General features: G+C 72.5%; 17 protein-coding genes, 2 tRNA genes and 2 pseudogenes. 9 read left to right on the top strand and 12 right to left on the bottom strand.

Features of this window, described 5'->3' with window-relative positions; translation table 11 throughout:
- The first annotated feature begins 202 nt into the window (after window positions 1-202).
- From IH00_RS43435 to IH00_RS0122090, 5 genes and pseudogenes are all read left to right on the top strand, one after another.
- The gene (locus IH00_RS43435) at window positions 203-1,531 is read left to right on the top strand and encodes a peptidoglycan-binding protein (RefSeq protein WP_031076233.1); all 1,329 of its coding nucleotides are present in this window, start codon (window positions 203-205) and stop codon (window positions 1,529-1,531) included.
- Window positions 1,423-2,784 (top strand): annotated as a pseudogene (locus IH00_RS43430) (SPFH domain-containing protein); the annotation flags it as partial. The gene IH00_RS43435 and the pseudogene IH00_RS43430, both read left to right, overlap by 109 nt.
- Before the next feature lie 151 nt (window positions 2,785-2,935).
- A complete protein-coding gene (locus IH00_RS0122100; RefSeq protein WP_031076230.1) occupies window positions 2,936-3,529 on the top strand; it encodes a lytic polysaccharide monooxygenase auxiliary activity family 9 protein in 594 nt (197 codons plus the stop codon).
- Window positions 3,530-3,648: 119 nt separating this feature from the next.
- Window positions 3,649-4,923, top strand: coding sequence for a sensor histidine kinase (locus IH00_RS0122095; RefSeq protein WP_031076228.1), 1,275 nt, complete (start codon window positions 3,649-3,651; stop codon window positions 4,921-4,923).
- Window positions 4,890-5,555 (top strand): response regulator, encoded by a 666-nt coding sequence (locus tag IH00_RS0122090; protein WP_031076226.1) that lies wholly within the window; start codon window positions 4,890-4,892, stop codon window positions 5,553-5,555. The genes IH00_RS0122095 and IH00_RS0122090 overlap by 34 nt, the downstream gene beginning before the upstream one ends.
- Window positions 5,556-5,617: 62 nt before the next feature.
- Here IH00_RS0122090 and IH00_RS0122085 read toward each other — a convergent pair.
- The 6 genes from IH00_RS0122085 to ehuB all read right to left on the bottom strand — a co-directional run bounded on the left by IH00_RS0122085 (window position 5,618) and on the right by ehuB (window position 9,613).
- Window positions 5,618-5,691: transfer RNA gene (locus IH00_RS0122085), tRNA-Lys, on the bottom strand.
- A gap of 85 nt (window positions 5,692-5,776) precedes the next feature.
- Entirely contained in the window at window positions 5,777-6,535 is a 759-nt protein-coding gene (locus IH00_RS0122080) for an IclR family transcriptional regulator (RefSeq protein WP_031076224.1), read from the bottom strand.
- A gap of 166 nt (window positions 6,536-6,701) precedes the next feature.
- Window positions 6,702-7,481 carry an ectoine/hydroxyectoine ABC transporter ATP-binding protein EhuA gene (ehuA, locus tag IH00_RS0122075; RefSeq protein ID WP_031076222.1) on the bottom strand — a complete coding sequence of 260 codons (780 nt, stop codon included), beginning with the start codon at window positions 7,479-7,481 and terminating at the stop codon, window positions 6,702-6,704.
- On the bottom strand, window positions 7,432-8,082 hold the full coding sequence (gene ehuD, locus IH00_RS0122070; protein ID WP_031076221.1) for an ectoine/hydroxyectoine ABC transporter permease subunit EhuD: 651 nt from the start codon (window positions 8,080-8,082) through the stop codon (window positions 7,432-7,434). The genes ehuA and ehuD overlap by 50 nt, the downstream gene beginning before the upstream one ends.
- Window positions 8,079-8,738 (bottom strand): ectoine/hydroxyectoine ABC transporter permease subunit EhuC, encoded by a 660-nt coding sequence (ehuC, locus tag IH00_RS0122065; RefSeq protein ID WP_031076219.1) that lies wholly within the window; start codon window positions 8,736-8,738, stop codon window positions 8,079-8,081. The genes ehuD and ehuC overlap by 4 nt, the downstream gene beginning before the upstream one ends.
- Entirely contained in the window at window positions 8,735-9,613 is an 879-nt protein-coding gene (ehuB, locus tag IH00_RS0122060) for an ectoine/hydroxyectoine ABC transporter substrate-binding protein EhuB (protein ID WP_031076217.1), read from the bottom strand. The genes ehuC and ehuB overlap by 4 nt, the downstream gene beginning before the upstream one ends.
- 106 nt (window positions 9,614-9,719) lie before the next feature.
- Between ehuB and IH00_RS0122055 the strand changes: the two genes are divergently transcribed.
- The 3 genes from IH00_RS0122055 (at window position 9,720) to IH00_RS0122045 (ending at window position 13,993) form a co-directional block, all read left to right on the top strand.
- Entirely contained in the window at window positions 9,720-10,439 is a 720-nt protein-coding gene (locus IH00_RS0122055; RefSeq protein ID WP_031076216.1) for a maleate cis-trans isomerase family protein, read from the top strand.
- Window positions 10,440-10,976: 537 nt separating this feature from the next.
- On the top strand, window positions 10,977-12,053 hold the full coding sequence (locus tag IH00_RS0122050; protein ID WP_031076215.1) for an LLM class flavin-dependent oxidoreductase: 1,077 nt from the start codon (window positions 10,977-10,979) through the stop codon (window positions 12,051-12,053).
- 242 nt (window positions 12,054-12,295) lie between these two features.
- Complete coding sequence (locus IH00_RS0122045; protein ID WP_031076214.1) at window positions 12,296-13,993, top strand: glycosyl hydrolase family 18 protein; 1,698 nt, start codon at window positions 12,296-12,298, stop codon at window positions 13,991-13,993.
- 70 nt (window positions 13,994-14,063) lie between these two features.
- On the opposite strand, the gene IH00_RS0122040 is transcribed toward IH00_RS0122045, so the two are convergent.
- Window positions 14,064-15,884, bottom strand: coding sequence for a putative bifunctional diguanylate cyclase/phosphodiesterase (locus tag IH00_RS0122040; RefSeq protein WP_078887896.1), 1,821 nt, complete (start codon window positions 15,882-15,884; stop codon window positions 14,064-14,066).
- 443 nt (window positions 15,885-16,327) lie between these two features.
- Here IH00_RS0122040 and IH00_RS0122035 point away from each other — a divergent pair, with 443 nt between their 5' ends.
- Window positions 16,328-17,569, top strand: coding sequence for a M6 family metalloprotease domain-containing protein (locus tag IH00_RS0122035; RefSeq protein ID WP_031076210.1), 1,242 nt, complete (start codon window positions 16,328-16,330; stop codon window positions 17,567-17,569).
- Between the two features lie 58 nt (window positions 17,570-17,627).
- Here IH00_RS0122035 and IH00_RS0122030 read toward each other — a convergent pair.
- From IH00_RS0122030 to IH00_RS0122010, 5 genes and pseudogenes are all read right to left on the bottom strand, one after another.
- Window positions 17,628-17,701 (bottom strand) — tRNA-Lys (locus IH00_RS0122030).
- A pseudogene (locus IH00_RS39560) lies at window positions 17,692-18,230 on the bottom strand (hypothetical protein). Before IH00_RS39560 ends, IH00_RS0122030 begins: the two are co-directional and overlap by 10 nt.
- 144 nt (window positions 18,231-18,374) lie before the next feature.
- Window positions 18,375-22,676 carry an nSTAND1 domain-containing NTPase gene (locus IH00_RS37590; protein ID WP_052411554.1) on the bottom strand — a complete coding sequence of 1,434 codons (4,302 nt, stop codon included), beginning with the start codon at window positions 22,674-22,676 and terminating at the stop codon, window positions 18,375-18,377.
- Window positions 22,677-22,691: 15 nt separating this feature from the next.
- A complete protein-coding gene (locus IH00_RS0122015; protein ID WP_031076206.1) occupies window positions 22,692-23,030 on the bottom strand; it encodes a CU044_2847 family protein in 339 nt (112 codons plus the stop codon).
- Window positions 23,031-23,136: 106 nt separating this feature from the next.
- Entirely contained in the window at window positions 23,137-23,487 is a 351-nt protein-coding gene (locus tag IH00_RS0122010; RefSeq protein ID WP_031076204.1) for a hypothetical protein, read from the bottom strand.
- Window positions 23,488-23,562 lie beyond the last annotated feature (75 nt).

The following is a 23,562-nucleotide window of genomic DNA, read 5'->3' as shown; positions in this document are numbered from 1 at the left end:
ACTGAGCTAGCGGCGCCTGCTGACCTGCACAACTCTACCGGACGCCCGGGGGTGGTCCTGACCATCGACGGCGGCATTCCGGCCTGTCAGGTGGTCGTTTTTTCCCTTTCAACCGCCAAAATGCGACATGCCGGGACGGTTGAGACACTGACGCCCGTACCGCAGTGAGGAGAAGATCGTGACGAGTGTGGAGGGGAACCGCATGGCCGCCGCCCTGGTCTTCGAGGAGTACGAGCCCGCCGCCGACTGCCCCTGCCCGGGCTGTGCCCGCCACCGGCGCGAGCTGGTCCTCGGGCTCGCCGTGCGCGCCGGCGGCCACCCCGCCGCGCACGGCGCCCGCCGCGCCCTGGTCCTGGCCACCGCCGCGGGCGTGGCTCTCGGTACGGGCACGGCCCACCAGGCCGCCGCCGTCCCCGCCGCCCACCCCGCGGGCCCGGCCGGCGCCACGGTCCGGGACGAGCCCGGGCGGGACACGCCGCAGGGGCAGGCGGGCCCCCTGCACGGCCGGCCGCTGCCCGGGCCGACGGCCAGTCAGGCCGGGCTGTCCGCCCCGTCGCTGCGCCGGACGACCCGCGCCGACATCATCAACCGGGCCGAGCGCTGGGTCGCGGCCAAGGTCCCGTACTCGTTGGAGGCGTACTGGACCGACGGCTACCGGCAGGACTGCTCGGGGTTCGTCTCGATGGCCTGGGGCCTGCCCGGCAACGAATGGACGGGCACCCTCCACCGGTACGGCACCGCCCTGAGCCGCGCGGAGCTCCAGCCCGGCGACATCCTGCTCTTCCACAACCCGGAGGACCCGAACAAGGGCTCCCACGTCACCATCTTCGGCGGCTGGACCGACGACACGCACACCTACTACACGGCTTACGAGCAGGCCCGGCCGCACGCCCGCCGGCAGGCCACGCCCATGGCGTACTGGAACAACTCCAGCCGGTACGTCGCCTACCGCTACAAGGGCCTGAGCGCCGCCCCCGTTCCCGCCGCGGGCTCCACGGGCAGCCGGGAGTCCTCGCCCTTCCCGGGGCCGGGGTCCTTCGGGCCCGGGGCCGACAACCGGTACATCACCCAGCTCGGGCGGATGCTCGTGACCCGGGGCGGCGAGCGGTTCTACCGGTCGGGGCCGGGGCCGCGGTGGAGCGACGCCGACCGCGGCGCCACCCGGGCGTTCCAGCGGGCGCAGGGCTGGACCGGTCGGGAGGCCGACGGGCTGCCGGGGCCGGACACCTGGCGGCTGCTGGTGGCGGGGCAGGGCCGGGACATCCCGGGCGGGGGCCGCGCCGCCGCGTCGGCGCCCGCGTTCCCGGGGCGCGGGCACTTCCGGCCGGGCCGGTCCAACGCCCACGTCGAGAAGCTCGGCCGCCGGCTGGTGCAGCGCGGGTTCGGCACGCACTACCGGTCGGGTCCCGACCCGCGCTGGACGGAGGCGGACCGGCGCAACGTCCAGGAGTTCCAGCGGGCGCAGGGCTGGCGTGGCGGCGAGGCCGACGGCTACCCGGGCCCCGAGACCTGGCGGCGGCTGTTCCGATGACCCATCGTGATCACGAGGAGCGAGTGGTGAGTACGGCGACGCCGGAAGGCGGGGCGGCGGGGCGGCGCGTCCCGGTGATCGGCAACGAGACGACCGGTCCCATCCCCGTCCACCTGCTGTTCCGGGACGACGGCGACGACACGGTCCCGGGGGTGGCGGGCGGCATCGGGGTGGTCGGCGGTCCTGTGGCGGCCGTGCGGGAGGGGACGCGCGAGGGGGGCAGGGAAGCGGGGCGCGAGGGGACGCTGCCCCGTCCGGCCGGGTCCGGGCCGCAGGCCCTGCCGGCGCCCGTGCGGGCGCGGCCCGTCCCCTCCGGTGGCCCGGCACTCGTCGAGCGGCCCGGTCCGGTGTTCCCCGGCTGGGCGGGGGTGGCCGTGGGGGCCGCCGCGCTCGCCGGGTGCGCGGCGGTGCTGTGGTGGGTGGGTGTGGTGCCACCCGTGGTGCAGCTGGTGCTGGGGCTGCCCGTCCTGCCGTACAACGGCATCGCGCTCGGCTGGTGGGCGCTGCTCGCGCTCGGCGTGCTCGTGGGGCTGTTCGCCTTCGGCGGGCTGGCGCGCGGGCGCGTCGGGTACGCGTGGGTGCTGACGCTCTTCGGCGACTACCGGGGCAGCGTGCGGCGCACGGGCCTGGTGTGGGTGAGCCCGCTGATGCTGCGGCGCCGTGTCGACGTACGGCTGCGGCACTGGCGCAGCGAACCGCTGGCGGCCGTCGACGCCAACGGCACCGCGCTGCGGGTCGTGGTGCTGGTGGTGTGGCGGATCCGGGACACCGTGCTGGCGGCGCTCGGGGTGGCGGACCACGAGCAGTACCTGCGGGAGCAGGTGGAGGCGGTGATGGCCCGGGTGCTCTCGCAGCTTCCGGCCGACGCGCCCCCTGCCTACGGCGGCGGGGCTCCCCTCCACGAGGACGCGCCGATGACCCTGCGGGACGCCGAGGTGGTGGGGGACGCGCTGACGCGGATGCTGTCGGCGGAGTGCGCGCCCGTGGGGATCGACGTCTTCTCGGCGCAGCCGACGCGGATCGAGTACGCGCCGGAGATCGCTGCCGCGATGCAGCGACGGCGGGTGGCGGCGATCGACGCCAAGCACCGGGACATGGTGCTGACGTCCGTGGTCGACGCGGTGGACGACATGGTCCACCGGCTGACCACGCGTGGTCTGGTCGAGCTGGACGACTACGACCGCAAGGCGCTGGTCAAGGACCTGACGGTGGCCTTCTACACGGGTCGCACCGGTCCGGTCGAAGGCGCGTGATTGGTATGGACATGTTCAACCGGCGTCCATACATTGGTACTTGGTCTAGACCGGAACCAGTACCACCGCAGCACTGAGTACCACCCGCACCACCACGCGCGCGTGCAGCACGGCTCACGGAAGATCCCCCACGTTCACCAGGAGCACCAGCATGCGAAATCGCAGGATCGGCGCGGCCGTGGTGGCCCTCGGCGTCGCCGGCGTCTCCCTCCTCGCCACCAGCAGCGCCAGCAGCCACGGCTACACCGACAGTCCCATCAGCCGCCAGAAACTCTGCGCCAACGGCACCGTCACCAACTGCGGCAACATCCAGTGGGAGCCGCAGTCGGTCGAAGGCCCCAAGGGCTTCCCGTCCGGCGGCCCCGCCGACGGGCGGATATGCGCCGGAGGCAACCCGCAGTTCGCCCAGCTCGACGACCCGCGGGGCGGCACCTGGCCGGCCACCAGGGTGACGGGCGGCCAGAGCTTCACCTTCCGCTGGCAGTTCACCGCCCGGCACCGTACGACCGACTTCAAGTACTACATCACCAGGAACGGCTGGAACAGCAGCGCTCCGCTCACCCGCGCCGCCCTGGACCCCCAGCCGTTCCTCACGGTCCCGTACAACGCCCAGCAGCCGCCGTCCACCCTCTCGCACCAGGGGACGATCCCCAGCGGCAAGACGGGCAAGCACCTCATCCTGGCGGTCTGGACGATCGCGGACACGGCGAACGCCTTCTACGCCTGCTCCGACGTCCAGTTCTGACGGGTGGTCGACGAAGGGACGGTGACCGTCCGCCCACCGCGCAGGTGGGGCTGGCCATACCGGTCGTACGCCCGCCCGGGAGATGGTGGCGCCCGGAGCCCCGCGCCTACCGTGACCCCATGGATCCCCGTACGCCCCGGACCCCCTGGCAGGCCCTGACCAGGGGCGACTACCTGCGCGGCGGCTGGCCCTGGCGGTCGGCCGGGTACCTGGCGAGCGGTGTGCTCGTCGGCGTGCCCGTGCTGGCCGCCCTCCTGGTGTCGGCCGCGTTCTCGCTCCTGCTCGTCGGCGTGCCGCCGCTGCTGTTCGCCGGGGTGGCCCTCGGCGGCCTGGAGCGCCGGCGGCTGCGGCTCGCCGACACCGAACCGGCCCCCGATCCGCACCGGGTGCCCGCCGAGCCGGGACTCGCCGCCTGGCTGCGCCTGCGGGTGCGGGAGCAGGCCACCTGGCGGGAGCTGGCGTACGCGCTGCTGCACGGGTTCGTGCTGTGGCCGCTGGAACTGCTGGCGCTGGCCGTCGTGCTCGGCGTTCCGCTGGCGATGGCGGCCGCCCCCGTGCAGCTCGCGCTGGACGGACAGGAGGTGCGGGTGCTCAAGGGACCCCTCGTCACCACCTACCCGGTGGCCTTCGCGGTGGCGCTCGGCGGGCTCCTGCTGCTGCCCGCGCTGCTGTACCCGCTCGGGGCGCTGGCCGGTGCGCGGGCCGCGCTGACGCGGGTGCTCCTCGCGCCGCGCGAGGCGGAGCTGCGCGACCGGATCGGCGAGGTCACCCGCTCCCGTGCCCGGCTGGTGGCCGCCTTCGAGGCCGAGCGCCGCCGCATCGAGCGGGACCTGCACGACGGGGCCCAGCAGCGGTTGGTCGCGCTGACCATGGCCCTGGGCCTGGCCCGGCTGGACGCGCCGCCCGGCCCCCTGGCCGATCAGCTCGACAGGGCGCACGACGAGGCGGGCCGGGCCCTGACGGAGCTGCGCGAGCTGATCCACGGCATCCACCCGCGGGTCCTCGCCGACTACGGTCTGGGCGCCGCGCTCACCGACGCCGCCGACCGGTCGGCCGTGCCCGTGGACACCGGCATCGAGCTGCCGCGCCTCCCGCCCGCCGTCGAGAGCGCCGCGTACTTCGCGGTCTGCGAGGCCCTCGCCAACGCCGGCAAGCACAGCGGCGCCACCCGTGTGCGGCTCACCGCCCGGCACGCGCACGACCGCCTGCGGGTCGAGGTGGAGGACGACGGCAGGGGCGGCGCGGCGGCTTCGGCGGGCACCGGCCTGACCGGCCTGGCCGACCGGCTCGCCGTCCTCGATGGCACACTGACGATCATCAGCCCGACGGGCGGGCCGACCGTGCTTCGAGTGGAGATCCCGTGCCGACCGCACCAGACAGCTCCCTCCGGATAGTCCTGGCCGAGGACAGCGTGCTCCTGCGCGAGGGCCTCATCGGCCTCCTCGCCCGCTTCGGCCACGAGGTCGTCGCGGCCGTCGGCGACGCGGACGCGCTGCGGGACGCCGTCGGGGAGCACGATCCGGACATCGTCGTCACCGATGTGCGGATGCCGCCCGGCTTCCAGGACGAGGGGCTGCGCGCGGCGGTCGCGCTGCGCGCCGAGCGGCCCGCGCTGCCGGTGCTGGTACTGAGCCAGTACGTGCAGCGCGCGTACGCCGCCGAGCTGCTGGACGCCGGCGACGGCACCGGTGTCGGCTATCTGCTCAAGGACCGGGTGGGCCGGGTCGGCGAGTTCCTGGACGCCCTGACCCGGGTGGCGGCGGGCGGCACGGTCGTCGATCCGGAGGTCGTACGGCAGTTGCTGCGCCGGCGCCGCGATCCGCTGGAGGCGCTCACCCCGCGCGAGCGGGAGGTCCTGGGGCTGGTCGCGGAGGGGCATTCGAACGGCGCGATCGCACGGCGGCTGGTGGTGACCGAGGCGGCGGTGGGCAAGCACATCGGCAACATCCTGGCGAAGCTGAACCTGCCGCCGGCCGAGGACACCCACCGCCGCGTCCTCGCGGTGCTCACCTACCTGCGGGCCTGACCCGCTCGGGTACGGACACGAAGAAGGCCCCCCGCTCGCGCGAGGGGCCTTCTTGTCGTCTGTGCGCCGCCAGGGACTCGAACCCCGGACCCGCTGATTAAGAGTCAGCTGCTCTAACCAACTGAGCTAGCGGCGCCTGCTGACAGAGTTAATACTACCTGGTCCGGGGGCTGCTCCCGACCACCGGCGCGTGAGCCGGGTCACATTCGGGCGGTGGAGGTTTAGAGCGCCAGCGACAGGACGACCGGAGCCGCTCTGCGGTTGAGGGCGTCGGCCGCCGAGCGCAGCCGGTGCGCGTGCTCGATCGGCAGGGAGAGCGCCAGGCAGCCCACGGCCGAGCCGGCCGTCAGCGGCACGGCCGCGCAGACCGTGCCCACGGCGTACTCCTGGAGGTCCAGCACCGGGACGGTCGGCGGCTGGCTGTCCCGCTTGGAGAACAGCACCTTCTCGCTGGTGATCGTCCGCGAGGTGAGCCGCGCGATCTTGTGACGGGAGAGGTGGTCCTTGCGGCTGTTCACGTCCAGCTGCGTCAGCAGGCACTTGCCGACCGCGCTGGCGTGCGCGGCGGAACGGAAGTCGACCCACTCGTTGACCTTGGGCGTGTGCGGACCGTCGGCCATCTGCGTGATCTTGACCTCGCCGTCGATGTAGCGGCTGATGTAGACCGCGGCGCCGACGGTGTCCCGCAGCTCGGTGAGGGTCTCCTGCAGTTTGTTCTGCAGGGCTTCGCGGCGGGTGGCGCCGGAGCCCAGCAGGACGAGGGAGTCGCCGACGACGTACGCCCCGTCCGAGACCTGCTCCACGTAACCCTCGCGGCGCAGCATGCGGAGCAAGGGGGCCAGATGGCCGGTGGGGAGCCCGGTCTCACGCGCGATCTGGACGTCGGTGACGCCACCGCCGTGCCGCGAGATCGTTTCGAGGACGCGCAGGGCGTACTGCACCGAATGGAACGGCGCGGTCGGCTCGGGCTTCAGCGCCACGGTTTCCCCCTACCAGGTTGTGACCGCATGCTTCTGTACCACGATAGCCGCCAAGAACCGTTTCAGGGGGCCCCGTTGACAGAAAAGTGTCCCGTCCCCCGGTCATACGCTGGGACGGGACACTCTGGCATATGCCAATGGCACACTTACCCGGAAGAGTGAGAGGTCAGAGCACTGCACCGAGGAAGTCGCGCGTGCGTTCGTGCTCGGGTGCGGAGAAGATTTTCTCCGGCGCGCCGGACTCGATGACCTTACCGGAATCGAACATGAAGACCTCGTCCGAGATGTCGCGCGCGAAGTTCATCTCGTGCGTGACGCACAGCATGGTGATGTCGGTACTCCGGGCGATGTCCCGGAGGAGATCCAGCACCCCGGCCACCAGCTCCGGGTCGAGCGCGGACGTCACCTCGTCCAGCAGCAGCACCTGCGGCCGCATCGCCAGTGCCCGGGCGATCGCCACCCGCTGCTGCTGACCGCCCGAGAGCTGCGCCGGCCGGGCGTCGCACTTGTCCGCGAGCCCCACCAGGTCCAGCAGCTCCCGCGCGCGCTGCTCCGCCTCGTCCTTGTCCAGGCCGAGGACCCGCACGGGAGCCTCCGTGATGTTGCGCAGCACGGACATGTTGGGGAACAGGTTGAAGTGCTGGAAGACCATCCCGATCTTCTTGCGCACCTCGCGCCGGTGCTTCTCGCCGGCCGGGAAGAGCCGGGCCCCGTTGACGCTGATGGTGCCGGCGTCCGGCTTCTCCAATGTCATCAGCATCCGCAGGATCGTGGTCTTGCCGGATCCGGACGGGCCGATGAGCGTGACGTGCTTGCCCGCCTCCACCGAGAAGCACAGGTCGTCCAGGACGGTGTTCCCACCGAAGCGCTTGGTCACGTTCTCGAAGCGGATGAGTTCAGTGGGCAAGGCGGCGCTCCAGGGCTCGGACGAGAAGGGATGCCGGATAGGCGATGAGGACGAAGGCGACACCGACGACCGTCAGCGGCTCGGTGTACTGGAAGGTCGCCGCGCTCTCCAGCCGGGACTGCTGGAGCAGCTCCAGCACGCTGATCGCGGCCAGCAGCGGCGTGTCCTTCAGCATCGCGATGACGTAGTTGCCGAGCGCCGGTGCGATCCGGCGCAGCGCCTGCGGCAGGATCACCGCGAGCCAGGTGCGGTGCCTGGGCAGGCTCAGCGCGGTGGCGGCCTCCCACTGCCCGGCCGGGACGGCGTCGATGCCGGCCCGGTACACCTGGGCGGTGTACGTCGAGTAGTGCAGCCCGATCGCGAGCGTGCCGGTGGTCAGCGCGGAGAACTGCACCCCCCACTCCGGCAGGACGAAGAAGAGGAAGAAGAGCTGCACCAGCAGCGGCGTGTTGCGGATGAACTCGGTCACCGCGTTCACCGGCCACCGCACGAACCTGCTCGGCGCGCGCAGCCCGGCCGCCCAGACCAGGCCGAGGCTGAACGAGATCAGCGAGCCGAGGACGAGGATCTGCAGCGTGACCAGCAGACCGTCCCAGAAGCGCGGCATGAAGTCCGCCACCGCGGACCAGTCCCAGGTCATGCGGCCACCACCCCTATGTTGGCCTTGGTCTTCCGTTCGAGGGCCTTCATGGAGCGGGTGATGACGAACGCGATCACGAAGTAGACCACCAGGATGACCGAGTAGATCTGCGCGCTCTCCTGCGTCGCCAGCCTCACCAGATAGGCGGCGAACGACACGTCCCCGACGCCCAGCAGCGACACCAGCGCCGTCCCCTTGAGCAGCTCCACGAGGAGGTTGCAGAAGGACGGGATCATCTCGGGCACCGCCTGCGGCAGCACGATCAGCCGCATCCGCTGCCCGGGCGTGAAGCTGAGCGCCACGCCCGCCTCGCGCTGCGCCGGGGGTACGGCGTTGACCGCGCCGCGGACGATCTCGGCCCCGTACGCCCCGTACGACAGACCGAGCGCGAGAACGGCCGCCCATATGGGCACCAACTGCCAGCCCAGCAGCGGCGGCACCACGAAGAACAGCCAGAACATCAGCACCAGTGCCGACATGCCACGGAAGATCTCCGTGTACGCGCCCGCCACGAAGCGGACGAACATCGAGCGGTGCGTACGGGCGAGGCCGACCGTGAAGGCGACGAGCGCGCCGAGCACGGCGCTGCAGACGAGCAGTACGAGGGTCGTCCAGATGCCGGGGAGCACCCAGTTCTGCCAGAGTCCCGCGGTCATCGGCACAGCTCCTCGGCGGTCAGCGTGGTCATCTCGGCCTGCGTGAAGCCGAAGCGGCGCATGATGCGGAAGAGTTCGCCGCTCTTCTTCATCCGGTGGATCTCGGCGTTGAACGCGTCTCGCAGGGCGTGGTCGGTGGCGCGGAAGGCGAAGCCACCGCCGTCGACCTTCCTCCTGCCGTCGACGACGGGTGCGAAGGGCACGGTCGCCTCGGCCCTGCCGCTCTTCTCCACCACCAGGCGGGCGGTGAGCGCGGTCGCCGCGAAGACGTCCACGCGGCCGGACTCGACGGCGTTCAGCCCGGCCACCTGGTCCTGGAGAATGACGGCGTCCTTCTCGGGGTACCCGGCCGCCACCGCGTAGTCGAGCTGCGCGTAGCCGGTGCCGGTGGCGAACCGCGCCCCGGCGCGCACCACGTCCTCGTACGACCGCAGGTTGCGGGGGTTGCCCTTGCGCACGACGAAGGAGTCGAGCATCTGGTACTCGGGGTCGGAGAAGATGACCTGCTCGCAGCGCTCCTTGTTGATGTACATCCCGGCCGAGACGACGTCGAACTGCTGCGAGTTGAGGCCGGGGATGAGCGAGGCGAAGTCGGTGGCGACCGGCTGGACCCGGTCGATGCCGAGCCGCCGGAAGACCGCCTTGGCCAGCTCCGGCGCCTCCCCGGTGAACTCGCCGTCGTCGTCGACGTATCCGTAGGGCACCTCGCCGGCGATGCCGAGGCGCACGACGCCCTGGGATCTGAGCCGGTCGAGGGCGTCGCCGGAGGCGACCCTGGCGCAGCCGGCGGCGCCCAGGGCGGCCGCGGCCGAGCCGAGCAGCAGGGTGCGCCGCCGCAGCGGTCCCGTTCTGTGTCGACGATCAGTTCGAGCCATGGGCGCGCCGCTACCCGTCTCGGGGCGGGGTATGCCTGTGCGAGGTGTATTCGACGTGAGCCCGGGCAGCCGTCACGGGCCGGTGCCGCATACAGGAGGGTGTGACATGACCACTGTCGGACTGCTCTACCCCGGGCACTCCGCCGAGGACGACTACCCCCGCGTCGAGGCGCTCCTCAACGGCCTCAACCTCCCCATCGTCCACACCGACATCGGCGAGGACGCCCACCGTGTCGACGTGCTCCAGGAGATGGGCTCCCGGGAACGGCTCGCGGCCGGCGTCGAGGAACTGCGGCTCTCCGGGGCGGAGTCCGTGGTGTGGGCCTGCACCAGCGGTTCCTTCGTGTACGGCTGGGAGGGCGCGCACGAGCAGATCCGCGCCCTCGCGGCCGCGGCCGGACTGCCCGCGTCCAGCACCGCGTTCGGCTTCGTCCACGCGGCGCGCGCGGTGGGCGCGGAGCGGGTGGCGGTCGCCGCCACCTATCCGGGTGACGTGACCGAGCTCTTCGTGCGGTTCCTGGAGGCGGCGGGGCTGGAGGTCGTCGGGAACCGGTCGAGCGAGATCGTGACCGCGGCCGAGGTCGCCGCGTGGGACCGCGAGCAGGTGGTGCAGCTGGTGCGCACGGGCGACCATCCGCAGGCCGAGGCGGTGCTGGTGCCGGACACCGCGCTGCACACGGTGGCGTACCTGCCCGAGCTGGAGGCGGCGGTGGGCAAGCCGGTGCTCACGGCGAACCAGGTGACGGTGTGGGAGGGCCTGCGCCTGGCGGAGCGGCGCGGCGCCTGGTCCACGGACCTGGGCCGGCTGTTCGCCCGCGAAGCCTGACGGCCCCTGGCCGGTCGGCCGCCCGGCCCGTGGGGTCGTGGGGCCTGACGCCTGGTCGGCGGGGCTGTGGTCCGACCGCGGCGTGCGGGTCGGCCCGTCGGGGCCTGATGTCCGGGGCAGCCCCGGGGCGGTGAGCCGGCCCGCGAGGGACCGGCCCGCGAGGAACCGGCGGCGCGGGCCGGGGCGGTCCGGTGGGTCCCGCGGTGGTCGGGGGCGGCTGCCGGGGTCTCAGGTGGGTCCCGCGGGGGTCGGGGGCGTCCGGTGGGTCCCGCAGCGGTCCGGGGCGGGTGCCGGGGCCTCCGGTGGGGGCGGCCGGACTCTCGTTCACCGCGCTTCGCGCGAGTTCGGTCGTCTTACGTCCGGCCACCCCCCCACGCTCCGGCCCCGTCCCCCTCACGTGGGCGTCGTGTCGGCGGGGGCCGGTCGGGCTTCCGGTTCCGTCGCGTGGGCGTCGTGCCGGCGCCGCGGGAATAAGCGGAGAGTGCCTCCTGTTGCTGTGTCGGCTGTACGCAAGCACATGTAGTGGAGGTTCCGACGGTGAACGACGACGCGATACGAGGCACGGCGCTCGGATCCGCACCCGTACCCCTGTCCGTGCTGGACCTGGTCACCGTCGGCAGTGGCCGTACCGCCGCCGACGCGCTGGGGACCAGCGTCGCCCTGGCCCGGCTGGCCGAGCGGCGCGGCTACCACCGGCACTGGGTCGCCGAGCACCACTCCATGCCGGGTGTCGCCTCGTCGTCGCCGGCCGTGATCCTCGCGCACCTCGCCGCCCACACCGGGCGCATCCGCCTCGGCTCGGGCGGCGTCATGCTGCCCAACCACGCGCCGCTGGTCATCGCCGAGCAGTTCGGCACCCTGGAGGCCATGGCCCCCGGTCGCATCGACCTCGGTCTCGGGCGGGCGCCCGGCACGGACGGCGCCACGGCCGCGGCCCTGCGCCGCACGGACCGCCTCCAGGAGGGCGCGGACGACTTCCCGCAGCAGCTCGCCGAGCTCGTCCGGTTCCTGGACGACGACTTCCCCGACGGGCATCCGTACGCGCGGATCCACGCCGTGCCCGGTCCGGTGCAGGGCCCGTCGGCCCGGCCGCCGATCTGGCTCCTCGGCTCCTCCGGGTTCAGCGCCCGGCTGGCGGGGGCGCTGGGCCTGCCCTTCGCCTTCGCCCACCACTTCTCGGCGCGGAACACGATTCCCGCGCTGGAGCTGTACCGGGACTCGTTCCGCCCCTCGGCCGTGCTGGACGCCCCGTACACGCTCATCGGCGTCTCCGCGCTCGCCGCGGACGAGGAGCGCGAGGCGCGCCGGCAGGTGCTGACCGGCGCGCTGTCGATGGTCCGGCTGCGGACCGGACGCCCCGGTCTCATCCCGACCCCGGAGGAGGCGGAGGCGTACGCCTTCACCTCCGTCGAGCGCGACTTCGTCGACGAGTGGCTGTCGAACGTCGTCCACGGCACGCCGGACGCGGTCCGGGACGGACTGGACGGCCTGCAGAAGCGCACGGGCGCGGACGAGCTCATGATCACGGCCAACGCCCACGGCGCGGAGGCGCGCCTGCGCTCGTACGAGCTGATCGCCGACGCGTACGACCTGCCGGGCGGCGGCGCGCGGTGACCCGCGCGGGCGCCGTGTGTGGTTCTTCCTCGGGAACGGCCGCACAAGCTCCCTAAGAGAGTCTTAAACCGCTCGTCACGCAGGTGACGGGCGGTTCTTTTCTGCCCTTGTACGCCTCTGACGAGGGCTTTCGGTGCGAAATTGGTCTAGTCCTCATTTGGTCCGGACCATTGACGCGCCGTTCACGCGGCGGCTATCACTGCTCCAACTCCCGTACCGCGCACCCCTCTCGGAGGCCGCACGTGCTCCACCGCAAACCCCTCGTCGCCGCGCTCACGAGCGCGGCGCTCGCCGCCGGCGCGCTCGTCGCGTCCGCCGGCGCCGGCACGGCCACCGCACAGGCCCCCGCCGCAGCCGCCGCCCCCTCCTCCGGCGGGGTGAAGATCGCGTACTACGACCAGTGGAGCGTCTACGGCAACGCCTTCTACCCCAAGCACCTCGACACCCGGGGCATCGCCGGCAAGCTGGACGTCCTCAACTACTCGTTCGGCAACATCCACCCGACCGACCTGACCTGCTTCATGGCGAACAAGGCGGCGGGCGACGACGCCAACCCCAACGCCGGTGACGGCGCGGGCGACTCGTACGCCGACTACCAGCGCGGCTTCAGCGCGGCGGACAGCGTCGACGGCGTCGCCGACAAGTGGGACCAGCCGATCGTGGGCGTCTTCAACCAGTTCAAGGAGCTGAAGGCGAAGCACCCCCATCTGAAGATCAACATCTCGCTGGGCGGCTGGACGTACTCCAAGTACTTCCACGACGCGGCCAGGACGGACGCGAGCCGCAAGAAGCTCGTGTCGTCGTGCATCAAGCAGTACATCGCCGGTGACCTGCCGGTCGAGGGCGGCTACGGCGGGCCGGGCACCGCCGCCGGCATCTTCGACGGCATCGACATCGACTGGGAGTACCCCGGCTCGCCCGACGGCCACCTGGGCAACCACTACGGGCCCGAGGACAAGCAGAACTTCACCCTGCTGCTCGCCGAGTTCCGCAAGCAGCTCGACGCCTGGGGCGCGGCCCACGGCGGCAAGAAGTACCTGCTGACCGCGGCTCTCCCGGCCGGCCAGGACAAGATCAAGCACATCGAGACGGACAAGATCGGCGCGTACCTGGACTACGCGAACATCATGACGTACGACATGCACGGCGCCTGGGACGGCGACGGGCCGACGTACCACCAGTCCCCGCTGTACTCGGGCGCGGACGACCCGACCGACGCGATCAAGCCGGGCACCGAGAAGTACTCGGTCGACAACGCCATCGACTCCTGGATCGACGGCAAGCCGGCGTACGGCATCGCGGGCGGCTTCCCCGCGCACAAGCTGACGCTCGGGTACGAGTTCTACTACCGCGGCTGGAAGGGCGTCCCGGCCGGGACGAAGAACGGCCTCGCGCAGCCGGCGACCGGCGCGTCGGCGGCCCGTCCGGTCAGCCAGCAGGCGGGCATCGCGCACTACAAGGAGCTCGGCGGCATCGTCGACAACGCGGCGACCACCTTCTGGGACGACGCGGCGAAGGCGTCGTACTTCTACAAGGACGGCGAGTTCTTCACCGGTCTGGACAAGCGGTCGATCCAGGCCCGGGCGGACTACGCCCGCAACCGCGGCCTGGCGGGCGCGATGATGTACTCGCTGCTGGGTCTGGACGAGGGCACCACGCTGCTGAACCACATCGTGGCGGCGGTCGGCCCGTCCCCGGTGGACCCGGACCCGACGCCCACCCCCACGCCGACCCCGACCCCCACGCCGACTCCCACCCCGACCCCGACCCCGACGCCCGGCGGCTGCGCGGCGGCGGCCTGGTCCGCGACCACGGAGTACACCGGTGGGGCGCAGGTCTCCCACAAGGGCCGTACGTACAAGGCCAAGTGGTGGACGAAGGGTGAGGAGCCCGGCACCACCGGCGAGTGGGGTGTGTGGCAGGACCTCGGCGCCTGCTGATCCCGCCTCTCGCGCCACCCCCCACGACCACCGCCCCTGCCCGGCGAACACACCCGGGCAGGGGCGGTTCTCACGATCTCGCCCCGGCCGTGGCCACGTCGATCAGCTCGGCGATGCGCTCCGGGGTCACCGCCCGCGAGTACAGCCAGCCCTGCCCGGTGTCACAGCCGATGCGCCGCAGCCGGGCCGCCTGTCCGGACGTCTCCACGCACTCGGCCGTCACGGTCAGCCCGAGCCGGTGCGCCAGTTGCACCAGCGCCTCGACGATCACCTCGTCGGCCGGATTGGGGTGCTCCTCGTCCTGGAAGCCGCGTACGAACGAACCGTCCAGCTTCAGCACGGAGACCGGCAGCCGGCTGAGGTAGGCGAGGTTCGAGTACCCGGTGCCGAAGTCGTCGATGGCGATCTGCACGCCCATGTCGCTGAGCGCCTGCAACGCCTGGAGCGGCCGTCCGGCCGAGCCCATCACCGCCGACTCGGTGAGCTCCAGCTGGAGCAGGTGCGGCGCCAGCCCCGTCTCGGCGAGGATCTCGGCGACGTCCGCCACCAGGTCCGAGTCCCACACCTGCCGTACCGCGACGTTGACGCTCACGAACAGCGGGCGCTCACCCGGGTGGTCCTTCTGCCACTGCCGGGCCTGGCGGCAGGCGGTGCGCAGCACCCACCGGCCGAGCTGGACGATCGAGCCGTCCTCTTCAGCAATTCCGATGAACCGATTCGGCGCCAGTGAGCCGAACTGCGGGTGGTTCCAGCGCACCAGCGCCTCCACCCCCCGGACCGTCCCGTCCTCCATGCACACCAACGGCTGGTACTCCAGCGCGAACTCGCCGCGTTCGACGGCCGGCCGCAGGGTGGAGGAGAGCGACTGGCGGGTCATCCGGTGGGCGTTGCGCTCGGGGTCGAAGAGCGTCCAGCGGGCCTTGCCGTCGGCCTTGGCCCAGTACAGCGTCGTGTCGGCGGCCTGCATCAGGCCGGTCACGGTGGTGCCGGCGGCGGCCCGCTCCACGACACCGATGGAGGCCGACACCGACAGGCGCTGCCCGGCGAGGTCGAACGGCCGCTGGACGGCGGCCAGCACGGAGCGGGCGAGGTCGGCGAGCTGTTCGGTGCCGGTCGAGTCCTCGACCAGGATGGCGAACTCGTCGCCGCCGAGCCGGGCGACGAGATGACCGCCGCTGCGCGTGTAACCGTCGCTGTCGGCGCACTCGGTGAGCCGGGAGGCCACGGCGGCCAGCAGCCGGTCGCCGACCCGGTGGCCGAGGGTGTCGTTGACGGCCTTGAAGCCGTCGAGGTCGAGGTAGCAGAGGCCGATACGCCCTGATCCGCCATCGCCGTACCCGTCCGTGTACGCCTCCCCGTACGGCGGCCCCCCGTACGAGTCGCCGCCCGCGTCGTACGCGGCGTTCTCCAGCGCCGAGGCGAGGCGCTCGAAGAACAGCGTGCGGTTGGGCAGCCGGGTGACCGGGTCGTGCATCTGGAGGTGGCGCAGGCGTGCCTGGAGCTCCCGCCGGTCGCTGATGTCCGCGATGGACAGCAGCACGCGGCGGCTGTGCGGCACCGGCGCGACGGTCACCTCGGCCCACAGCGAGCGCCCGTCGGGGTGCTTGAGGCGGCGGGTGCAGCGGAACCGGGAGCGGCGGCCGCGCAGGACCTCGCGGTACGCGTGCCAGGTCCGGCTGTCGGAGGCGAGGTCGACGAGGTCGGCGGCGGCCTGCTCGCGCAGGGAGGCGGCGTCGGTGCCGAGGAGGGTGGCGAGGGCGTCGTTGGCGTTGACGACGAGGCCCTCGGGGTCGATGACGGCCATGGCGAGGTGGGCGGCGTTGAACGCGGCGCGGTAGTCGCGCAGTTCGGCGTCGCTCGGGCCGCCGTCTTCGTGACTCTGCGTGATCATGGGCCGGGCGGTGTCGGTCGGTGAGACTGTCGCAGCTCCCGGTCCTTCGGGGGTTCCGCTGGAGGTTCCGCTCACCGCTCGCTCCCGCAGGGCAGTTGTGACGCACAGATGTGGTCGGAATGGTCAGCCATCGAAAGTGTGCCGATCATAGAGGCTGTCGCGGTGACCGTTCCAGCGTTGCCACTGGGCGAGACGGGCGCGGAGGGTGTGAAGCGTCCCACCCCGCGCGCCGTCCACACCCCCGGACGATCGTTTCTGCACGGGTCTGGCAGGGGTGTGGTGGGGCCCGCCCTGCCCTGATCGGTTGTGACTGTCCGTGAACTACCGGTACGGGTGCGGCGCGTCGCGTCTCTCACCCATGTGGGGCAGCGGAACAGGGCGTATCACCATAAAACGTCACAGGGTGGTGGGACGTTCCGCATCCCCGCACCCCGGAGGTCGACGTGGAGAGTCAGCAGACACCCGAGGGAGTGGACCGCGCCCGCCTGCGGTCCGCCGCCGCGGGCTTCTTCTCTCTCCTGGCGCTCGCCGCGACGGGCCTGGTGGCCGGCCCCGCGGCCGCCGCGCCGGAGGCGGGGCCGTGCGCCCTGCCCCGTACCGGCGCCCACCACTCGCTGGGCCTGGACACCTGGAACGGCGCCTACCCGCGGCCGGTGCGCGACCTCGACGCGGTCATGCTCTTCCTGTCCTTCCCGGACGCCCAGCCGCTGACCCACCCGGACGAGATCGCCGCCGACCACTTCCCGGCCACCAGCCGGTTCTTCCAGCGGGCCTCGTACGGCAAGTTCACGCTCCGCCCCCACCTGCGGCGCGAGTGGATCCCGATGCCGCGTGCCTCCACCGCTTACGCCATACGGCGCGACTGGGCGCCGCAGCGGCGCATGAACTACCTGCGCGACGCGCTCGCCGCGGCCGATCCGCTGGTGGACTTCTCGCGGTACGACATCGTCTACCTCGTCGCCGACCCGGACGCGCCGGGGGTGGACTCCGACGCGACGAAGGTCGTCAACCTCGACTCCCCGCTGCACGCAGACGGCACGGAGATCCGCAGGGTCGTCACGGTGTTCGAGCGGCATCCGCCGGACCGCAACGTGCTGGCCCATGAGACCGGGCACGTCTTCGACCTCCCCGACCTGTACCGCCGCCCGATGGACGGAAAGGGCGACTGGGACACCCATGTGGGTGACTGGGACGTCATGGGCAGCCAGTTCGCGCTGGCCCCGGAGCTCTTCGGCTGGCACAAGTGGAAGCTGGGCTGGCTCGGAGCGCACCAGGTGCGGTGCGTGCCGGAGGGCGACCCCAGCATGCTCACGCTGGAACCGCTCGCCGCCGCGCCCGCATGGGGCGTCTCGGTCGGCACCCGGCTGGCCGTCGTCCGGACGGGCGAGCACAGCGCACTGGCGATCGAGGCGCGGGGTGCCACCGGCAACGACGTGGACACCTGCACCGAAGGCGTGCTGATCTACCGCGTCCGGGGCGAGGCGTCCTCCGGTGCCGGACCGGTCGAGGTGGTGGACACCCACCCGGGCACCGGCGCCTGCGTGGGCCGCTCGGTGTACGCGCCGCTCGCCGACGCGCCGCTGGGGGTGGGGGAGACCTTCACGGTGCCGGGGGAGGGCACGCGGGTGGAGGTGCGGGACCGGACGCCCACGGGCGCGTGGACCGTCCGGATCACCCCGCGGTGAGCCGTACCGGCAGCACGAAAGAGGCCCCTCGCTTCCGCGAGGGGCCTCTTTCCGTCTGTGCGCCGCCAGGGACTCGAACCCCGGACCCGCTGATTAAGAGTCAGCTGCTCTAACCAACTGAGCTAGCGGCGCCTGCTGACGTCGTAGACCTTAGCACCCTGTTCGGCGCGAGGAGAAATCGATAACGCCGCACCGCCCACAGCAGCACCTCGGGCCCCGGCAGCCAGGGGTGCCGGGAGTCCGGCGCCACCACCCAGCGCGTCCCGTCCGCCACGGCCGCCGGGGCGGGGGGCGGCACCGTCACCGCGTCACCCGGGCCGTGGCAGAGCACCGGCGGCACGGTGCCGCCCCACTCCTCCCAGCGCAGCAGGGACGGCAGCCGCTGGGCGGTGCCGGGCGCGGTGAACAGCAGCATCCGCCCCCGGTGGACGGCGACCGGCCCGGAACCGGGCCCTTCCTCCCACAGCCGGTCCAGCAGCCGGCGCCCGAAGACGGCCTGCACGCTCACCACGTCGAAGGCGCCGCCGCACGGCAGGACGGCGGGCGCGGAGGGGCGGGTCTCCCACAGGTCGAGCGTGTCCCGGGGGTAGGGGGCGGCCGACGCCAGCCACCGGGCGCCGTCGGAAGTGACGTGGCTTACGTTGCATGCGTCCATACCCATAGACCTACGCCTTGTGACGGCCCGGTCTCCCAGAGTTGCCGAAAACCGGGACGCTCGGGCGCGTGCGGGAGTATGGTTCGCCCGCTCGGCATATGCCGCATGACTGATGCCCGGGTGTTCTCCGCAGGGAAGCGGGCCCGGGTCTCACCGCGGCGGGCAGACCGGACCGTCCACCTTCCGGCCTTCGAGGTACATCGTCCGCTCCGTGGGCGTGAAGTCCCGGTGCAGGGCCCGACAAATACGGCGGATCGCCCCGGCGGGGTCGGGGGAGCTCAAACGCCACAGCCGGATCGTGCCGTCATCGCTGCCCGAGGCGAAGTTGCGGCCGTCCGGGCTCACGGTCAGTGCGTACACGCCGTACTCGTGGCCGATGAGCATCTTGTGCGGCCGTCCCGTGGCCATGTCCCAGAGGTAGACCTGGCCCTCCTTGGTACTGCTGATGAGCGTGCGGCCGTCGCGGCTGAAGGCCGCTGCGACCACGTACCCGTCGTGTCGCGCCAGAGTTCTGCGGGGTGCCCCGGTGGCGGCGTCCCACACGCCCACCGCCGAGTCCACCACGCTCCCGGTGGCGAGGCTGCGGCCGTCCGGGGCGAAGGCCAGCGAGGTCACGCCCGGCGTGCGCACCGTGATGGTGCGCCGCACCCTGGCGGAGTCGGGGTCCCACAGGCGGACGGTCCTGTCCATGACACCGCCGGTGGCGAGGGTCCGGCCGTCGGGGCTGTAGGCCACGGAGAGGACACCGCCGCGGATGGTCAGCATTGTGCGGACGCGTCCGGTGGCGACATCCCACAGCCGCAGGGTGTCGTCGATGCCGCCCGTCACGAGGGTCCGGCCGTCGGGCGAGAACGCCACGGCCGAGAGTTGGTCGGTATGCCCCTTCAAGATCCGCACGGTCCGGCCGGTGGCCGTGTCCCACAGCCGGACGGTCCTGTCGCTGCTGCCCGTGGCGACGGTCCGGCCGTCCGGGCTGAAGGCCACCGAGCTCACCAGGGTGCTATGGCCGGTCAGCCGCCGCAGGGCCCGGCCCGTGGAAGGGTTCCACAGCCGCACGGTGCCGTCGCCGCCGCCCGTGGCGAGCGTGGTGCCGTCCGGGCTGTACGCCGCCGCCCGCACCACCCCGGAGGGTTCGGTCAGGACCCGCACGGGATCGTTGCTCCTGGTGTCCCACAGGCGGGCGGAGTGGTCCTGGCCGCCGGTGACGAGGGTCCGGCCGTCCGGGGCGAACGCCACCGTCTGGACGTAGTCCGTGTGCCCGTGCCAGGAGTCGTGGAGTCCGCCGGTGGTCGTGTCGTACAGGGTGACGGCGTTGTCGTTGCTTCCCACCGCGAGAAACCGGTCGTCCCGCCCGAAGTCCAGAGCGTTGACGAAGAGGAAGTCGGTGGTGATCGACTTCTTGACCTTCCCCGAGGCCAGGTCCCAGACGAGGATCGTGCCGCTGTCGCCCCCCGCGGCGAGGGTCCGGCCGTCCGGGCTGACGGCCGAGGCGTAGAACGGTCCGTCGGCGCGGAGTGTCCTGCGCGCCCGGCCCGTGGCCGCGTCCCACACCCGGACCGTCGCGTCGTGGGCGGCGGTGGTGACGGTATGGCCGTCCGGTGTGAAAGCCACCGAGCGCACCGCTTCCGTGTGCCCCGCCAGTACCGCCCGGATCCGCCAGGTCGCCGTGTCCCACAGACGCGCGGTACGGTCCCCGCTCCCGCTCGCCAGAGTGCGTCCGTCGGCGCTGAAGGCCACCGAGCCCACGCCTCCTCCGTGACCGGTCAGAGTCGCTCGCAGGTCACCCGTCTGCGCGTCCCGGATGCGGATCGCCCCGTCGTCGCTGGACGAGGCCAGGAGGTTCCCGTCAGGGCTGAAGGCCACCGATCCGACGATCTTGCCGTGACGCGTGAACGTCCGGCGCAGCGTCCCGTCCGAGGAATTCCACAGGCGCACCGTGCCGTCGAACCCGCCGGTGGCGACGGTCCGTCCGTCGGGGCTGAAGGCGGCCGTGTACACCGGGGCACTGTGACCGGTGAGGACGCCGCGCAGTTCGCCCGCGGCAGCGGCGTGCAGGGTGGCGACCGCTTCGGCGGTGGGACTGATGCGGTACGCCTGGACGGCGAGCAGCGCCGCGAGGTCGGGGTCGCTGTTCTTGATCGCGGCATACTGCGCCGCCATTTCCTGTGACTGGGCGACCCGCTGGGCCGTGAGAGCCCTCTGTCGTTGCCAGAAGGCGATTCCGGCGGCGACCAGTGCCAGCACCAGCAGGCAGGACAGAGCGACGTTCACCCGGCGCGTGCGGCGCAGCTCGGCTTGCTGGTGCCGCCGGCTCAGCGTGAGGAATGAGGAGACGGCACTCGGCAGGCCCCGTTCCTTCGACCAGTTGGTGCCCTCGGCCAGGTCGGTGCCGTCCAGCAGGTCGCCGGGGTCGGAACTCCTGGCGTAACGCTCGTACTGCTTGCCGGCACGGTCCAGCCAGTCCTGGAACCGGTGATCGGCGGCGATCCAGCTCCGCAGGTCGCCCCACTCGCGGATGAGGGCTTCGTGCATGAGCTCGGCTGCTGCGGGGCCGGGCGTCCCGTCGGGCCGCCGGACAGTCCTGGTCGTCACGATGCGCCGGTGGGTCAGGGCTGCGAACACCCTGTCGAACTCCTCGTCCCCGGCGCGGCCGGGGGCCAGGGCGTCTCTGGCCAGTGCGCGCAGATCGGTGAGAAACACCTGCCGGCGGGTCGCGGGGATGGCGTGCGTGGCATCGGCCGGGCGTACGAGAGCGGTGAGGAGGCGCCGGGCGACGGGTCGGCGCGGGGCGGGCAACCGGTCCATTGCCGTGTCGCACCAGGTGGTGAGGGATCCGGTGACGCCGCCGATCCTGTCGTACGCGCGGTGCGTCAGCCGGCCGTCATCACGGCGTTCCCACAACTGGCTGAGCGTCAGCTGCAGGAGGGGCAAGAGGGTGACGGGTGCCTGGCGGGTGGTGGCCGAGGAGGGATCGGCCGCCAGGACGTCGGAGACGATGCGCTCCGCGAGGCCGGCCTCCACGTGGAGCCTGGCCGCCTGGGCCGGTTCGGTGATGATGGCGTGCAGATCCGGCACGCTCAAGGTGGCCGGCACGTTGAACAGCCCGGGCGTGGCCTCCTTCAGCAGGTGCGGGGCCCGGGCGGCCAGCAAGGGGTAGAAGTCGTCACGCATGACGAGGATCACGGTCGCCGCCGTCCGGGCGCGGATCAGGTCCACCAGTTGCGCCTCGGCGGCGCCCAGACGCGTGTCCGCCTGTTCTCCTGAGTCGGTGAGGAGCTCCTCGAACTGGTCGATGACGACGACCGGACGCCGGCCGTCCGGCCCAGCCGCGGACCACCGCCGTACCGCGGGCAGGATGCCGTCGGTCGACGCCCCGGTCAGCCCCGCCTGTTCAAGCTCGGCCGCCAGGTGCCGGCCGGGCCGCGCCAGCAGTGGCTCCCACCGGTCGCTGCCGGGCAGCCCGCCGTCCGCCAGAGCCGGCAGCAGCCCCGCCCGGACGAGCGAGGACTTGCCGGACCCGGAAGGCCCCAGCAGCAACAGCACCTGCTGGTGCCGGCGGAGCTGGGCCAGCGTCTCCGCCACGGCTGCCCGCCGTCCGCGGAACCAGCCGACGTGCCGCTCCGTGAACGGTTCGAGCGCGCGGTACGGGCAGCAGTCGTGCTCCGCGAGATCCGGCCGGACGGCGCGAAGAATGTGTGCCGGTGTGGCGTAGGCGATGTTCAGGCCGCGGCTCTGCCCGTCCGGAGGGGTGATCGAGGTGACCATGCCGATCACCAGGCCGGTGACATCGTCCACGAGCGGCCCGCCGCTGAAGCCGGTCGTCAGGTCGTTGGCTTCGGTCAGCTGCAGGACGGCTTCCGGTCCGCTCGCGGCAGGCAGCAGATCGCCGGCCCGCCCGTAGCCGAAGTGCCCGCCGCGGGGCGCCTGGGCGGGGAAGCCGAAGGAACGCACCCGGTGCCCGCGGACCCCTGCCGCGGAACCCAGTCTCACCGGTTGACCGCCGGGCGGGCCGTTCCGCTCCAGACGCAGAACCGCCACGTCCTCGGCGTCCGGGGCCCGCCATCCCTCGGGCAGGACGTGCGCTCTCGTGTGCGGTATGCCAGGAAGGTGCGGGAAGACCAGCCGGAGCGTGCCGCCAGGGCCCTCCCCGGCCAGGTCCACCACGTGGGCGCAGGTGAGGACCGTGTCCGGCGCGACGAGGAACCCGGTCCCCGCGGTGCGGCCGTCCTCCGTCTCGATCCGTGCGACGGAGGCCGCGACGCCGTCCGCGCCGCCGGGGTCCGCCGGCCGGCGGACCTGCGGTGGTTCCCAGCCCGCACCGCCCCCCGGCGGGCGGCTGTCTTCCGGTACGCCGTCTTCCGGTATCCCGATCACCGGCCTGCTCTCCGGCTCGCCGTCCGGCAGGCCGCCACGGTCCGCGGCGCCGGATCCCGGCCCTCCTGCGTTGCCCATGCCGCGGCCCGGGCCTCAGACGGTGTTGCCCGCGGGCTCCTGCCGCTGCCACAGCACTCTCACCTTGAAGTGGACGGCCGACTCCCCCTTGGCGATGACGGCGCCCGCCTGAGCCGAGAGGTCCACCCCGAATTCCACCTCGACCTCGTCAGGGCCGGCCTGCCGCAGCTGGTCCAGGACCGCCGCGGACGCGTCCCGGACAGGTTGCAGCACCTGCTGCAGGGTGTGCGGCAGGTCGCGTACGGAGTCCGCGAGCCGCCCCGCCTTCACCGGCCCCTCGGAGGGCGGCTGCGGTGCCGCCTCGAAGAGGATCGTGCCGCCACCCTCGATCGGAACACGCGCAAGTACTGTCACCGGACCCCCACCCCGACCGGCTGTATCCAGCCCGTCACGCAGCGAACAAGGCGTAAGGCAGGCTATCCACAGCCATGAGCGCCCGTGGCCGGAAACCGGTATTTCGTCAGGCCCCGTCGTTCTCGACGCCCCGCAGCAGGTCCCGCCCGAACTCGACCATGCGTTTGGCGTAGTCCTCGGTCCAGTCGGCGCGCTCCGCGATGTCCGCGGCGGTGAGCCGGTCGAAGCGCCGGGGGTCGGCGAGCTGCGCGGCCGCGATCGCCTGGAACTCCACGGCCCGGTCGGTGGCCGCCCGGAACGCCAGCGCCAGCTCGGTGGAGCGGGCGAGGAGCTCGCGTGGATCGTCCATCGACTCCAGGTCGAAGAAGTGCTCGGGGTCAGCGGCGGCCTCCGCAGGCTCGAAGAGCAGGGGCGCCGGCTTCAGCCGCCGCTGCTCGCTCCGCTCGGTCTCCGCCATGTCCGTCTCCTCCGCTTCCCGGCCCCCCGCCCTCCGGTCGGCCACCGTCCATTGTCCCGCCCCGCGCAACCCCGC

Source organism: Streptomyces sp. NRRL S-118 (genome assembly GCF_000716335.1).
Lineage (GTDB): Bacteria > Actinomycetota > Actinomycetes > Streptomycetales > Streptomycetaceae > Streptomyces.
This window is presented reverse-complemented; position numbering and strand designations above follow the sequence as displayed.